Annotated in this window: 17 protein-coding genes; all 17 read left to right on the top strand. The window is 55.6% G+C overall.

Going from position 1 to position 13,759, the window contains the following annotated elements; translation table 11 throughout:
* Positions 1-41 precede the first annotated feature (41 nt).
* The 17 genes from IPM39_14900 (at position 42) to IPM39_14980 (ending at position 13,728) form a co-directional block, all read left to right on the top strand.
* Positions 42-1,457, top strand: a complete 1,416-nt coding sequence (locus IPM39_14900) for a hypothetical protein (protein ID MBK8987340.1) — start codon at positions 42-44, stop codon at positions 1,455-1,457.
* Positions 1,454-1,774, top strand: coding sequence for a hypothetical protein (locus IPM39_14905; protein ID MBK8987341.1), 321 nt, complete (start codon positions 1,454-1,456; stop codon positions 1,772-1,774). The genes IPM39_14900 and IPM39_14905 overlap by 4 nt, the downstream gene beginning before the upstream one ends.
* Positions 1,771-2,418, top strand: coding sequence for a hypothetical protein (locus tag IPM39_14910; GenBank protein MBK8987342.1), 648 nt, complete (start codon positions 1,771-1,773; stop codon positions 2,416-2,418). The genes IPM39_14905 and IPM39_14910 overlap by 4 nt, the downstream gene beginning before the upstream one ends.
* Positions 2,419-2,477: 59 nt before the next feature.
* Positions 2,478-2,828, top strand: a complete 351-nt coding sequence (locus tag IPM39_14915) for a hypothetical protein (protein MBK8987343.1) — start codon at positions 2,478-2,480, stop codon at positions 2,826-2,828.
* Positions 2,812-3,015 carry a hypothetical protein gene (locus IPM39_14920; GenBank protein ID MBK8987344.1) on the top strand — a complete coding sequence of 68 codons (204 nt, stop codon included), beginning with the start codon at positions 2,812-2,814 and terminating at the stop codon, positions 3,013-3,015. Before IPM39_14915 ends, IPM39_14920 begins: the two co-directional genes overlap by 17 nt.
* A complete protein-coding gene (locus IPM39_14925) occupies positions 3,012-3,269 on the top strand; it encodes a hypothetical protein (GenBank protein ID MBK8987345.1) in 258 nt (85 codons plus the stop codon). The genes IPM39_14920 and IPM39_14925 overlap by 4 nt, the downstream gene beginning before the upstream one ends.
* Positions 3,257-3,901 carry a hypothetical protein gene (locus tag IPM39_14930; GenBank protein ID MBK8987346.1) on the top strand — a complete coding sequence of 215 codons (645 nt, stop codon included), beginning with the start codon at positions 3,257-3,259 and terminating at the stop codon, positions 3,899-3,901. The genes IPM39_14925 and IPM39_14930 overlap by 13 nt, the downstream gene beginning before the upstream one ends.
* Before the next feature lie 1,529 nt (positions 3,902-5,430).
* Entirely contained in the window at positions 5,431-8,025 is a 2,595-nt protein-coding gene (locus IPM39_14935) for an N-6 DNA methylase (protein ID MBK8987347.1), read from the top strand.
* Entirely contained in the window at positions 7,973-8,398 is a 426-nt protein-coding gene (locus IPM39_14940; GenBank protein MBK8987348.1) for a hypothetical protein, read from the top strand. The genes IPM39_14935 and IPM39_14940 overlap by 53 nt, the downstream gene beginning before the upstream one ends.
* A gap of 6 nt (positions 8,399-8,404) precedes the next feature.
* Positions 8,405-8,809: a winged helix-turn-helix domain-containing protein gene (locus IPM39_14945; GenBank protein ID MBK8987349.1), complete on the top strand. Its 405-nt coding sequence runs from the start codon at positions 8,405-8,407 to the stop codon at positions 8,807-8,809.
* A 1-nt stretch (position 8,810) separates the two neighbouring features.
* Complete coding sequence (locus IPM39_14950; protein ID MBK8987350.1) at positions 8,811-9,413, top strand: restriction endonuclease; 603 nt, start codon at positions 8,811-8,813, stop codon at positions 9,411-9,413.
* Between the two features lie 137 nt (positions 9,414-9,550).
* On the top strand, positions 9,551-9,997 hold the full coding sequence (locus IPM39_14955; protein MBK8987351.1) for a hypothetical protein: 447 nt from the start codon (positions 9,551-9,553) through the stop codon (positions 9,995-9,997).
* Between the two features lie 151 nt (positions 9,998-10,148).
* Complete coding sequence (locus IPM39_14960) at positions 10,149-10,505, top strand: type II toxin-antitoxin system RelE/ParE family toxin (GenBank protein MBK8987352.1); 357 nt, start codon at positions 10,149-10,151, stop codon at positions 10,503-10,505.
* Between the two features lie 3 nt (positions 10,506-10,508).
* On the top strand, positions 10,509-10,895 hold the full coding sequence (locus IPM39_14965) for a helix-turn-helix transcriptional regulator (protein MBK8987353.1): 387 nt from the start codon (positions 10,509-10,511) through the stop codon (positions 10,893-10,895).
* Positions 10,892-11,320: a hypothetical protein gene (locus IPM39_14970; GenBank protein ID MBK8987354.1), complete on the top strand. Its 429-nt coding sequence runs from the start codon at positions 10,892-10,894 to the stop codon at positions 11,318-11,320. Before IPM39_14965 ends, IPM39_14970 begins: the two co-directional genes overlap by 4 nt.
* 451 nt (positions 11,321-11,771) lie before the next feature.
* The gene (locus IPM39_14975) at positions 11,772-12,767 is read left to right on the top strand and encodes a site-specific DNA-methyltransferase (protein ID MBK8987355.1); all 996 of its coding nucleotides are present in this window, start codon (positions 11,772-11,774) and stop codon (positions 12,765-12,767) included.
* A 91-nt stretch (positions 12,768-12,858) separates the two neighbouring features.
* Entirely contained in the window at positions 12,859-13,728 is an 870-nt protein-coding gene (locus IPM39_14980) for a DUF4238 domain-containing protein (protein MBK8987356.1), read from the top strand.
* The last annotated feature ends 31 nt before the right edge of the window (positions 13,729-13,759 follow it).

The following is a 13,759-nucleotide window of genomic DNA, read 5'->3' on the forward strand; positions in this document are numbered from 1 at the left end:
GCAGAACGGCCGTCAGGGAGGCAACTCCCAGGAGTAACACAATGCCTATTCAGGGATTAACCAACAAAACAAAAATGGAACGGGATGCACGCGGCAAGCCGGTGCGCATCGGCTATCTGCAAAAGGGGCGGCGCGAGGGCTTCGGCCGCAACATCAAACTGTACGATGAGGATTACCTCGTTTTCAAGCCCGCCGAAGGAGGCGCCCTGGGCGACGAGATGGCGGCCGTCTTCGCCGAGGTATACGGGAGCCGACCGCGCGCCATCAACGACGTGCGCATCGCCGCCGACATTGCCGCCAACTTCGACATTGAATACTGCGCCTGGCTCTACGCCCGTCGCCACAGCGAAAAGGGCAGCGTGCTGATGGCCGTCAGCGATGGGGTGAACATCAAGCGCGCCCGCAACGAGAAGACTGGCAAAATCGAGTATTGGTACGATGGCGAAAAGCTGCACGCCGACCACACCCGGCCCGATGCCAAAGGCGCGCCCTGCTTTGTCTACCGCGACAAGCTCTACCCCTGGCAGCAGGAGATGAGCGTGGACCTGATCCTGCCCGACTTTAACCGGGCGCTGGCCGAGCGGGGCGTGGCCGGGCATGGGGTGGTGACGCTGCTCACCCACGCCAGCAACGACATCCCCAACCTGATTGATGAATACTTCGGCATCGTCAACGAACTGGTGAGCCTGCTGGCGAACCCGATGGACCCCAACGACCGGGAACAGGCGCGCCGCTGGCTGCCACTGCGCAACTTCCCCCTGCGCCTCTACCGCAGCGAAGATAAGGTGACGACTCCCGATTGGCAGAACAAAGACCCAGGCAACCGGCTGAATTCCACACGCTGGCTGCTGCACTGGCAGCTCAACCCGCAATTTAGCGCGGCGATGCAGGCGGCATTGGACCAGCGCACCCAACTGACGCTGGCGGCGGTGGCCCAACGGCCGTTGCTCCAGGCGGCGGCCCCGGCCAAACAACTAACGGCCGGAAGCGCCGACGACGTGAACGGGTGGCTATTTGGCGATGAAGCGCCACCGGCCCGGCCGCCTGCCAAAGCAGCGCCTGGACCGTCCTGGATGGACGTGGTGACAGAGATTGTGGCCGAGGCCGAAGAGGTGAGCGCACTGAAGACTCCGGTTGAGCCATACGATTGGCCGGCCCAGATGGAAACCGCGCAGACGCTGGACGCCTGGTGCGCGGCTACGTACCAATTGCTGGAGATTAGCGGTGCGTTCAAAGACGCCAACCACGTCAAGCGCGGCTACCCGATCATCATCGGTGAGTGGCCGCCGGTGAACCTGAAGCTGGCCTTCGATGCGTTCAAGCGGTACGCGGACACAGTGGCCGACGGCGGGAAAGCGAAGGAGGCGGCGGAACAGGCAGCCGCCTGGTACGCGGCGCAGGCGGCCTTCTTCGGCAGCGAAGATGAGGTCGTCGAGGGCGAGTTTGAGGAGGAATGATGGACCTGACAATTACCCCTGACCAATGGCTGCAGCGGGCGGCCACAGCCACCGATTCACTGGACTTTGACGTATGCGTCAGCCGCGGGCTGCCCTTTTTCGCCGATTCGATTGACCGGGTGGAAACGGCGCGCGGCGGGTTGTTTGGCGAGTGGGAACCGGAACGGGCCGGCGCATACCTGGCCGGGCTGAAGAAGTACACCCTCCTACGGGGCAGCCTGGAGGCCAGCGGCCAACCGACGTTGAGCGCCCACAAGCAGGCGAAGGAAGCGGCCCTGTCGGTTTACCACCTGGCGTTAGAACGGGAGGCGGCATGAGCGAGCAGCACGACGACCGATTTGTATTTGACGCGGCCCTGGCCGAACGGCTGTTGGGCTGGCAGTGGTTCCGCGACCCCCAGTGGGACTGGGTGGGCCTGTGGCCGCCCGACAGTCCGGAGTGGGTGCGTTACAACTTTCCCGACCAGGCCGAGCCGTTGGATGGGCCAGGCAGCCACAAGCTGATGCCCTCCTGGAACGTGGGCGGCTTCCTGAGCAGCGATGGTCCCAACCGCATGGGTGTGCCACGCTTCACCTCTGACTGGCGGGCAATGTCTACCTGCATCGAGCAGATGCGACTGCGGGGTTTCTGGTGGAAGGGGACCAACTTCGCCGCGCCTGACCGGCCGGCGCACGCGACCTTTTCCACGCAGACGAACGCCTGGGCGGGTCAGGCAGAAACGCTGCCCAAAGCGACGGCGATGGCAGCGCTGGCGGCACTGACCGAGAAGGGCGTGCCCGGCGAGGCCAGCGACCAGACGGTGAAGGGGCGCCTGACCAGCATCCGCAACGCGGCGCAGCGGCGCGACGACCCTATCTATCACCAATGGCTGGAGACCCGGAACGCGGGTGACTCGGTGGCGGCGGCGCTGGAGTTTATCGCCGAGTGGGCGACGGCCGGGCTGCGCAGTTTTGGCGAGTAATTCAAGTGTTGGCGCGCCAACAAACGGCGCGCCAACACCCAATTTTTCAAGAGGGAACGATGACACTAACGATTGCATTTGTGGGAATTCTGGCGGTGGCGGCGCTGCTGTTTTTGGCGGGCTGGCTGCTGGCGATGGCCGGGCAGCATGAAATGCAAGACCATGAATTGGCGGACGCCTACGCCGGCGGCAAGGTGGCGCAGCGGGCGGTGGACATCGCCGAACTGCGGCAGCTGCGCGTGCAGCTGGAAGCGGGCGAGGAGGGGGTGTTGGCGGCCGACGCCTGCCTGCTCTTTGATGTATGCCAGGCGCTGCGCCTGAGCGACGGCGAGGCGCAGCACATCCTGGGCGCATCCTACTTGATGGTCATCGAAGCGCCGGTGGAGGTGGACGATGAGCGCGGCGGATGAGGTGTACCAGGAAAAGCACACGGCCGTGCGCCACCTGATAGCGAATATGGTGCTATCGGTAGAGGCCCATCGCCTGAAGCAGCAGGCCGATCCGAATGACTGGGGCTACGTGGGCGACCTGGCCCACGTCGAGGAGCGGTTGAAGGAAGTCGTCGGCTTCCTGCGGCCGGTGGAGGAAGCGGCGTGATTGAGTTGAATGACCTGATTAGTGGCACGGCCGTGGACGTGCCCGAACATATCCAGAAGCTGTTCAGCCTTGCAAACCAGGCGCTGACAACCGAAGGCGACCTGGAAGAGTTGCCCAACGATGACCCGCGCATCGAGCGCATTGAGAGAGTTTGGCGTAAGGCTTGCCGGCGCACCGCACGGCGATTGGATGGGTTGGAAGCGGCCCTGCAGGCCCACAACGACGCGGAGGTATTGATTGTATGTGGCTCGTAACGAAGTATGGTTTTTATAGTGTGGTCGCCCATCGGGATGACCCGGACGTGATGTTGGTGCGCGGCCGCTGCTGCGATGACCTGGAAACGCTGCGTGGCTTCGGCCAGGGGCGCGGCATCCGCATGCCGGAGATTGTGACGACGGACGGTTCGGATTACTGCTGCCGGCTGTTCATGCCGCGCCAGGATTGGGAGCGGTTGGGCGCGGCGCTGACGGTGGAGATTGACTACGACAATTTCAAGCAGCAGGTGCATGGCGACCCGCTGCGCGACGCCGCCTACATGCAGATGTGGTCCACGATGCGCCGCTTCCAGGAGCAGAAAGACCCAGAGGCATATGCGCCGGTACGGCCGGCGTGGACGGAACCGGGATGGGATTACTTCCAGCCCGGCATGTTCGCTGACCGTCCGTATCTAATGGCAGAAGACCTGGTGGAGCTATACGACGGCGAGCCGGACGAGGCGGACGTGTTCAACTTCCTGGACACGCTGCGCGACAGCGGCGTGACCAACATGTTTGGCGCACGGCCGTATCTGGAAGAGACGTTCGGCTTTGAGAAGAAGGAAGCTGCCGAGTGGCTGGCGCGGTGGATGCAGACATACGCCAGCCGCCACGGGTTGGCGGAGGAATGAACGGCCGTTGATGGCTGCTGGTAGTGGATAGCAAAAACGGCCGTTCCCTGGTGGGGGAACGGCCGTTTTGCGTTGTTGGCGCGCCAACAATCAGCACGTTAGTTCTGGTAGGCAGCCAAAATTATTTATGTTATCTTTAAGGGCGTGTGAGTTTAGCTGAGAGGGATGCGGCAGGTTGCCGGGTTAGTCGCCTAAGCACTTATTTCTTATAAAATTAAATCGTATTAAGCCACCCGAACGGCCGTTACCGAACCCACACACTTCAGGTAATCTTTTCGGGTGGCTTTTTTTGTTCTAGGAGCGGCATTTATGCCAGAAAGCGCCGACCAACTGCCGTTGATTTTCAAATCCTACGATAATCAGTCCCTCTTTTCCGACCACTACCTGGACGAAATCTTGCAGCGGAACGATGCGGTGTGGAAGCCGACCGTTGCCCAGGGCGCTCAATTCCTGGCATGGCTGCGCGACTTGTACACGCAGGAAAAAGCGCAGCTTCCCGATTACAAAGAAGCGCAGTTGGAAGCCAACTGGTTCCAACCCATATTTCCCCGCCTGGGCCACGTGTGGGAAGTGCAGGCGGCTATCCCCGGCATCAAAGGCAGCACCAAAAAACCGGATTACGCCTTCTTTTTGGATGATGAGGCTCGCAAAACGGCCGTTTCCCAGCAAAACACCGCCGACTATGCTCAGGCCGCCATTGCCGTGGGCGAAGTGAAGCAGTGGGGCGTTAATCTCAGCAAAAAGACCGGCAAGCAGCCCACCTTTGATGACCAGAACCCCATGTTCCAGATAGACACCTACCTCACCCTCACCGGTCTGGATTGGGGCATTCTCAGCAACGGCCGTTCCTGGCGTCTGGTCCATCGCGGCAGTTCCCGCACTCTGGAAACTTACTTCGAAATTGACCTGCTGGCCGCCCTGGAAGCGCCCGACGACAAAAAAGCCATCGCCGCTGCCGCTTACTTCTGGCTGTTCTTCAACCAGGCTTCGTTCTGCCGGAACGCGCAGGGCCAGCTTTTTCTGGACGAGGCCATCAGCCAGAGCCGCGCCTACGCCGTCGCCCTGGAAGCCGATTTGCGCGACAACGCCTACCGTTCCCTGGAACAGCTCATCATCGGCTTCTTTAGCGGCGACCCGGCATTGGATAAGGACAAGGCGGCCGACCGCGACCTGGTCTACCAGAACAGCCTCTATTTGCTGTATCGCCTGCTTTTCCTCTTTTACGGCGAGAGCCGGGGCCTGCTGCCCATGCACAATTCCACCTACAAAGATGATTACAGCTTGCAGCAGTTAGCCAGAACGATTGACAAAGAGCGCAGCAGCCTGGAAACAAAACCGGTGACGGGGCGTAAAAATTGGAATCGCCTGGGCGAACTGTTTCGCCTGATCAGCGGCATCGATCCGCAGTTGAACGCCGACCTGGCCGTGCCGCGTTACAATGGCGGCCTGTTCGACCCGGCGCAGCACCCCTTCCTGGAGCAGCATTTTGTGGGCGACCGCGCCTGGCGAAAGCCATTGATTACCTGGCCGTGCGCCGCATCCTCAAGGCGGGCGGCCTGCCGGAGTTCCAGGCCGTCGATTACAGCACGCTCGACGTGCGCCAGTTGGGTTCCATCTACGAAGGGCTGCTGGAGTACAAAGTGGTGGTGGCTGAGGAGGAGATGGTCACCATCAGCCAGAAGGGGGGTCGAAACCTGGGTACCGCTGGCGCAAAAGGCAAGGCCAAAACCTTTGCCGACCGCCGCCAGCCCGGCGACCTGTACCTGACCACCGACAAGGGCGAGCGCAAAGCCACCGGTTCCTACTACACACCGGACTATATTGTGGAATACATCGTGGAAAACACGCTTGGCCCGCTGGTGGCGCAGGCGCGTGAACGGGTGAAGGCGCAGGTGCGCCAGACCGGCTCCCTGGACCGCGCCGAACGCGACCGCCAGAGCGCCGCCCGCTTTGAGGCCGAAATTATTAGACTCAACGTGCTGGACCCGGCGATGGGTTCCGGCCATTTTTTGGTGGAAGCCACCAGCTACCTGGCCCGCGCCCTGGCGACCGACGACTACGTGCAGGCCGCTCCCTCTCCCGCCGCGGGGGAGGGCCGGGGAGGGGGCGAAAGCGACCTGCTCTACTGGAAACGGCGCGTGGTGGAAGCGTGCATCTACGGCGTGGACAAGAACCCGATGGCGGTGGAACTGGCGAAGCTCTCGCTCTGGCTGAAGACGGCCTCGGCCGACAAGCCCCTCAGCTTTTTGGACCATCACCTGCGTCATGGCGACAGCCTGATTGGGGCGTGGCTGAAAGATTTGCAGGGTGCTCCCGCCGCCCGCCACGCGCCAACCGCCGCCGGCGACCAAACCCCGCTCTTCAACGAAAGCGCCTTCACCCTGGACGCGGGATTGGCGGTGAAAGGCGTGGCGGTCATTGAAAACCTGCCCACCCTGGACATTGACGACGTACACGCCAAAGAAGAGGCGTGGCGCAGCATCCAGGAAAGCCACATCATGCGCTGGCGGCGGCTGGCCGATCTGTGGGTGAGCGCCTACTTTGGCAACACCCTGAGCGCCGCGGAGTACCGCGCCCTGGCGGCCCGCCTGCAAGGGCAGGAAAGCCTGATGAGCGCGGAGCAGGCGGCGCAATTTCTCAGCCATCCGGCGGTGACGGACAATGATTATTTCCATTGGGAGCTGGCTTTCCCGGAGGTGTTTTTTGATGAATACGGCCGTTCTCTGGGCGAGGCGGCCGGGTTTGATGCGGTGGTTGGGAATCCGCCTTACGCTCGCATCCAGATTCTCTCTAAGCAAGCAACTAATTACTTTTCTAGTGTTTACACGGCAGGGACAGGAAATTATGACTTATATGTACTTTTCATTGAAAGAGGTCTCAACCTTTTAAATGATCGAAGCCTATTTGGCTATATTGTTCCAAATAAATTTTTTCGGGTTGACTACGGATTGGGTATTCGTAAAGTCTTGAGTGCAGGACATCACGTAAAAACGATAATTGACTTCAACACTGTTCAAGTTTTCGGTGAAACTGCTACTACGTATACAACCTTATTATTCTTAAAAAAAGCAAAACAAGAAAAAGTAATCGAATACTGGTCTTTACAAAGCCATGATCCCAAAACGGTTTCCCATTTGGCGGAATCTAACGATTGGACTAAAGCTATTTTCCAAAACGGAGATTCAGGAACAGAAACTTGGAACTTCCACGCAAACGAAAGCAAAACTGTTATGGAAAAAATTGAGAATGCATCAGTACCACTTGGATCTCTGGCTTTAGCAATAGCTCGTGGATCAAGTACCGGCAATGACTCAGTTTTTGTTGTAAATGTAATTGAGGAGGGATTTGTTCAAACAGAAGTGAAAACTCAATTTGAGCAAACCACCCTAAAACTTGAAAATGATTTACTACGGACACCAATCTACGCCACTGATTTTCAAAAATATCGTTTTCAACCTTCACACAATCAAAAAGTGATCTATCCATACAGTTTGTCTTCAAACGAACTACTCTCAGAAGAAGTGCTTCAAAATTCCTACCCTTTGATTTGGGATTATTTGACACGTTATAAGGCAGTCTTGTCTGAACGAGCACAATACTCAAAATGGTATAGTTACAGTGCTCCGAGAAACCTAAACACGAATGACAAAGCTGACCTACTAATTCCATTATTAGCGTATGGACCAGCTTTTTCTCGTTATCCAAAACCTCAATCAAATTACGTTTTAATGGCAAGTGGAGGATTTGGAATATCCTTCAATGTTGAGTCGATATATTCATCTTTCTATTTACTTGCTCTAATCAATTCTTGCTTGCTGTTCTTCTATTTACGTGCAATAAGTAATGTCTTTCGTGGAGGTTACATTACTTGTACCAAACAATATTTTGAGAAGTTGCCCATTTCTGAAATCAACTTTGGCACATCTGAGGAAGAACGCACGGACGTTCTCGCCACCTTCAAATCCCACTACCAACAAAATAATCCCCGCCATCCTCGCCCTAACTATCGGCGAACTCGCTGCCAACCGCAACGACACCATCCACGATCTGCTGGCTTTCCTGGCAGAGCAAATGATCACCCTAAACAAAAACAAACAAACCGCTCTGGAAGCATTCTGGCTTGATCTAGAAGGCGTCACCGAGACCAAGACCTTTACCACCCTACACCACAAAGGCAAACAGCAAGCATCCCTACACAAAACCGTTCCCGCCGCCCGCCCTTACCTGGATGAGAACAGTCGGGGTTCTGTCAGCCTGGACGCCAGCCTCAACTGGAACGAAGACGCCTTCAAGGGCTTCGTCAAAGAACTGGTGAGCAGCATCAGCAATCTGAGCAAGCTGGTGCAAGTCTACCGCGACCACGCCGCCGGCGTCGCTGCCCTCTCGCAGCGCCTGGCCGTCACTGACCGCCTCATTGACCAGATCGTTTACCAACTCTATGGTCTCACCCCCGAAGAAATCGCCATCGTGGAGGGTGTTCAAACCAACAGCGAGTAGTATGCCATGAACTTTCTCGACGCCGCCTACCAAATTCTTAAAGAAGCCGGGAAACCGCTGCGCTACAACGCCATTGCCCAACAAGCCCTGGATACCGGCCTCATCACCCCCAAAGGCGCAACGCCCCATGCCACGATGGGGTCGCGCCTATACGTAGACACCAAAAAGGATGATTCCCTCTTTCGTCGCACCGGGAAAGGCTTCTTCACCCTCGTCCCCAAAACTCGCGCTGAACAAATCACCAGCCAGGTTGACCAGCTAAACAAGCATGTCGTTGACAACCTGCGCAAGCGCCTGCACACCATGCCGGCCAACCGTTTCAGAGACGCTCATCGGCGAACTGCTGTATGCCCTCGGCTTCGAGGAGGATTCTGTCATCGTCGAGCCGTACAGCAAAGACGGCGGTATTGACGTGCGCGGCGTTCTTCAGGTGAGCGGCATCACCCGCCTGAACGTGGCCGTACAGGTGAAACGCTGGAAACACAACGTTGGGAAGCCCATTGTGCAGCAAATTAAGGGCGCTCTCAAAACCCACGAACACGGCATCATCATCACCACCAGTGGCTTCTCGGCCGGGGCCATCAAGGAAGCGACGCTGGCGGGCACAACGCCTATCAGCCTGGTGAATGGGGAGCAGCTCATCCGGCTGCTCATCGAACACCGCATTGGCATCAACGAGACTTCGCTCAAGGTGTGGTCTATTGATGAGGAGTGGTGGGGTGAAATGTTGGGCACGCAGGAGCCGGTGGTTGAGAAGGAAACGGCCGTGGTTGTTCCACCCGCCACGCCTCTTCCTGGTTATCCCATTCCGCTGCGGGCCGATAATGACTTGAGCATCGAGGCCGTTCTGCTCAACCCAGAAGGCCAGGTGGAGTGGAACGGGCAGGTGTTTGGTTCGCCATCGGGGGCAGCAAAAGCGGTGAAGGGGGTAACGGCCGTGAATGGGTGGAAGTTCTGGCGCTACCAGCATCCGGAGACGGGGAAGTGGGAGTTTATTAAGACGCTGCAAGGGTGACAGGGGCGATGGTTGGTGTCGTTGGGGCAGGTGGTGGGAGTGGGGAACGGCCGTTATGCGGCCGCGTGATTAAACTCATGGTAACACCAAGCAATGAAACGCAAGATAACTTGCTAAATTATATGGGAGAATAAATAATGCGAATATTAAAACTGGTCGCCATCCTGGTCACGATTATTATCGGCTCACAGCTTTTTGCTTGCACACCGAGCAACGCTCCCACAAACGAATCGTCGTCGAGCGTGGCTACAGACGACACCAAAACACCTGAATCTTACTCCGATTTTGATACACCCGAAGATATTGTCATGGCAGCGCTTGAAGCCTGGCAAGAAAACGATCAGACTCTCTTTAAGAGATACTTTTACCTGTCGTTCGATGCTGACGCACCATGGGGAAGATTGGCTGCCTGTGATTTCGACCTGGACAGTGTGACGATGACGAGCGGAAAAGCTGAGGATGTGGGACCGGATATGTACTTCGTTGATGTCACTGCCGGTGGACAGGAAATAGGCAGGTTTTTGATTCTTGACCGTCAACCCGAAAAACATGTGGGCAAAGCATACATCAATTGCTCCGAGTAGTCATGGAGATGTGGGTGTCGTTGGGACAGGTGGTGGGGTGGGGAACGGCCGTTGGAAAACCCAATTGTTTGGCTATGGTCTGGTTATTTAGTAGAATATAAGTTCTGTCTTGTGCTTTATCTCTTTAAAGTTATAATACAATAGGTTAGTCATGAGTCAACCTCCGTCGGACTGGCAAATTGAGTTTTTCGCTAACTCCTCAGGTGATAGCCCTGTCCTTGAGTTCATTAATACACTCACAGTAAAAGAGCGAGGTAAAATCCGAGACCATCTAAAGTTGTTGAAAGAATTTGGAGTGGGACTTGGCCTACCGCATGCCAAGCCCCTATCGGGTCACAAGCCCTTGTGGGAATTGAGACCAATGCCTCATCGTTTGATTTATGTAGCAGTGTCTGGGAGGAAGTTTGTTGTACTCCATGCCTTCAAAAAGGAAAAGAACAAAACGCCTAAGAAAGACCTAAAAGTTGCTGAGAAACGGTATCAAATAGTAAAGGAAAGAGAGGGGTGAAAGATGTCAAACGTGCGTTTTGAAGATTGGGAAGCTGAACAACTGCAAGATCCAGAGTTTCGCAGAGTTGCAGAAGAACTCGAACCCGGTTATCAGGTAACTAGATTGCGAATTCAAATGGGCTTGACTCAAGAACAGTTAGCTCAGATGGTAGGTACTCATCAATCAAGTATTGCCCGGTTAGAAAGTGGGAGAGTGGCTCCACGTATTTCCTTTTTGCGGAAAGTAGTAAACGCTCTCAGTGGCAAACTGGAAATAAACATTTCTTCACGAGATGATATTGCTGCACTTAACAACCTTTTTGTTGGTAAGTCTGAGCAACTTAGCGGCTATGATAAAGTCAATGACAAAACACAAACAATCACCCAAAACATGGAGGTGATTGTATGATACTTCACGTGTGGACAGTGCTTTGTTCGCGGTCAGTAATCGATATAGACTCTAAGAACATTAGCATTCAGAATGTCATAGAACAGGTGGAAATAGCTGCTAATCCAAGTCCTGAAGGGAAAATAGCAATCCCAATGGAACTGGTATCTTTTTGGGCGCGTGCAGATCCCGGTATTGGTATAAGGGGGGAGGCGCGGATTTTATTCCTTCAACCGTCTGGGAAAGAAGCAGAATTACTCGCCTATCCACTTGATTTGGAGGATTCTCCGAAAGCTAGGGTTCGCGTAAATATTGCTGTGGTCCCAGTTCCCGAACCGGGTCGCTATCTTTTCCATGTAGAGTATAGATTACATGAAGGTGAATCCTGGCAACTTGTTGCCAAAATCCCACTGGATGTAAATTTCCGGCCTGAAGAAGACAAATAATATGTAACTGCCGTTTCCTACACCAGAGACGCCAGTTACTTCCCCTTGCCAACAACTTTACTGCTTTGCTACCCTATCTCCATAGAACATTCATTCTACGGAGATACCCATGACCCAAACCCAACAACGCCCCTTTGAACTCGCCTGGATTCCCCCCGGCTCGGCCGCCGTTAATCCCGACCAATATGTCGAACACCCTGAGCATCAGCTAGACGCACTGCGCGGCATCTTGTACGGCCGTAACGCCCCCGGCTGGGCCGGCGCGGTCATCATCAACCAGCGCACCACAGAGCAGGGCTGGCGCGATGACGAATGCGGCCCCTTCTTCATTGACGGCCACGCCCGCGACGAGGTCGCCCAACAAGCCGGCGCGGCTGAAATCCCCGCCCTCATCGGCCACTGGACCCCGGCCGAAGAGAAGCAGCTCATCGCCCTCATCAACCCCCTGGCGATGATGGCCCAACCTGTGCCCGAAAAGCAGCTGCAACTCCTGCAAGAAGCGGCGCGCCTGGCCGATGACCCGGCCATCATCGCGGCGCTCAATGACCTGGCGGCCGAGGCGCAGACGGCGCTGGACCAGCTCTACGTGGAGCCGCCGGCCAAAGAAGTGGACGCCGAACCGCAGTTGGAACGCGCCCAGGAGCTACGCGCCGAATGGGGCACAGAGCCAGGCCAACTTTGGCTGCTCGGCGACCACCGGCTGCTCTGCGGTGACAGCACCGACCCGGAGCAGGTGGCCCGGCTGATGGACGGGAACCGCGCCACCCTCTTCGCCACCGATCCGCCTTACCTGGTGGATTACGACGGCACAAACCACCCCCACAAGTGGAACGCCAGCGAGGGGGAAATCGAGACCAAGAACAGGGATTGGAGCGATACCTACAAGGATTGGGACAAGGCGGTCAACGGCGACGGCCTGTATGACGGCTTTATCAAGACGGCAATTGACGTGGCGATTGACCCACACGCGGCCTGGTACTGCTGGCACGCGGCGCAGCGCCAGAAGATGGTCGAGGAGAAGTGGCTGCAAAATGGCGCATTCCTGCACCAACAAATCATCTGGGTGAAGGAACGGCCGGTGCTGACCCGCGCCTGGTACATGTGGCAGCATGAACCCTGTCTGTTTGGCTGGCTGCGGGGCAACAAACCACCGCGCACGGCCGACGACTACCCGGCCACCGTCTGGGTCATCCCCGGCATCCCCAACAGCGAGCGGCCGGACCATCCGACGCCGAAGCCGCTGCAGGTCTTTGAAATCCCCATGCGGCAGCACACGCGGGCGGGCGACGTCTGCTATGAGCCGTTTAGTGGCAGCGGCAGCCAGATTGTCGCCGGCGAGCGGTTGGGGCGGCGGGTGTTTGCGATGGAGCTTGCGCCGGAGTACGTGGCGGTGGCCTTGCAGCGGTATCTGGATGCGACGGGGAAACGGCCGGAGTTGGTGGCATAGTGTTGGCGCGCAAATAAACGAGGGAAAAGGTTACAGTAACGTGCTTAAGCTCTAGCTACTGCTAAAATCTCTCTATTGTAGCGAGGCCGAAATGAAAAGAAAACGTCATCATTATGTTCCGGCATTTTACCTAACAGGATTTACTGCACCTGATAAACGAGATAGAGTTTGGGTATATCCCAAAGATGGAAGTACTCCATTTGATACAAATGTTTCTAATGCGGCTGTTGAGAAGTATTTTTACTCTTTGATGCATGATCCAGATAATATCGACGTTGACTCTGTCGAGAAATATCTTGATCAGGAAATTGAGACACCAGCTAATCCGGTTATCGCAAAACTTAGGAGTCATAAGCGAGTCCGTATTTCCGCGTTAGAAAAAAGGAAATTAACAAAGTACTTGGCATATATGTTGACACGCGTGCCTGCTAATCGCATTAAAGTACAAGATGACATTCCAAGACTTGTGGCTGACGCTAAAAAGAGAACACAGGATACTTTCGCTAGGAAAGGTGGTGATTCAAAGTATGTACGCTTGACTGATGCATTGAATGCTTTGGATACTGTCAAGGAGGAGCTAATCCAAGAACTCTCTTTCCCCCACTTCAATAAAACGTTGGAAAATCTACTTTACAAAATGAATTGGGCAACCTTCAGAGCGTATCCCGGATTGGGGTTTGCTACAAGTGACAATCCGTTTTGTTATTCAGAGCATCTTGGACTAATAGATGAAGAAAGTCGCTTTATTTTTCCTCTGGCTAGTGACATTGTTCTCGTAGGAGCTTGGGCCCCAATTCCGGTGGATGACTTTGCAATCTATAATGTACTTTTTGGAAAGCCAGAGGATAATGATGTGATTAACCGAATAGTAATTGCTTCGGCGACAAAGTATATTTTTTATAAAGAAAACTGTATATGGATGAGGAGTCTGATAGAGCAGGTACGAGTAGCACAGGCTTAATCAAATTAATGATTCGACAAGGGGTTTTACA

The organism is Candidatus Leptovillus gracilis, from assembly GCA_016716065.1.
In the GTDB taxonomy this organism is placed as follows: Bacteria; Chloroflexota; Anaerolineae; order Promineifilales; family Promineifilaceae; genus Leptovillus; species Leptovillus gracilis.

What these genes read in the sequence shown, in the direction of transcription:
- IPM39_14900 (MBK8987340.1), top strand. Translation starts at nt 42, where the DNA reads ATGCCTATTCAGGGATTAACCAACAAAACAAAAATGGAACGGGATGCA.
- IPM39_14905 (MBK8987341.1), top strand. Translation starts at nt 1,454, where the DNA reads ATGATGGACCTGACAATTACCCCTGACCAATGGCTGCAGCGGGCGGCC.
- IPM39_14915 (MBK8987343.1), top strand. Translation starts at nt 2,478, where the DNA reads ATGACACTAACGATTGCATTTGTGGGAATTCTGGCGGTGGCGGCGCTG.
- IPM39_14975 (MBK8987355.1), top strand. Translation starts at nt 11,772, where the DNA reads ATGATGGCCCAACCTGTGCCCGAAAAGCAGCTGCAACTCCTGCAAGAA.
- IPM39_14945 (MBK8987349.1), top strand. Translation starts at nt 8,405, where the DNA reads ATGAACTTTCTCGACGCCGCCTACCAAATTCTTAAAGAAGCCGGGAAA.
- IPM39_14965 (MBK8987353.1), top strand. Translation starts at nt 10,509, where the DNA reads ATGTCAAACGTGCGTTTTGAAGATTGGGAAGCTGAACAACTGCAAGAT.
- IPM39_14920 (MBK8987344.1), top strand. Translation starts at nt 2,812, where the DNA reads ATGAGCGCGGCGGATGAGGTGTACCAGGAAAAGCACACGGCCGTGCGC.
- IPM39_14955 (MBK8987351.1), top strand. Translation starts at nt 9,551, where the DNA reads ATGCGAATATTAAAACTGGTCGCCATCCTGGTCACGATTATTATCGGC.
- IPM39_14960 (MBK8987352.1), top strand. Translation starts at nt 10,149, where the DNA reads ATGAGTCAACCTCCGTCGGACTGGCAAATTGAGTTTTTCGCTAACTCC.
- IPM39_14930 (MBK8987346.1), top strand. Translation starts at nt 3,257, where the DNA reads ATGTGGCTCGTAACGAAGTATGGTTTTTATAGTGTGGTCGCCCATCGG.
- IPM39_14970 (MBK8987354.1), top strand. Translation starts at nt 10,892, where the DNA reads ATGATACTTCACGTGTGGACAGTGCTTTGTTCGCGGTCAGTAATCGAT.
- IPM39_14940 (MBK8987348.1), top strand. Translation starts at nt 7,973, where the DNA reads ATGATCACCCTAAACAAAAACAAACAAACCGCTCTGGAAGCATTCTGG.
- IPM39_14980 (MBK8987356.1), top strand. Translation starts at nt 12,859, where the DNA reads ATGAAAAGAAAACGTCATCATTATGTTCCGGCATTTTACCTAACAGGA.
- IPM39_14910 (MBK8987342.1), top strand. Translation starts at nt 1,771, where the DNA reads ATGAGCGAGCAGCACGACGACCGATTTGTATTTGACGCGGCCCTGGCC.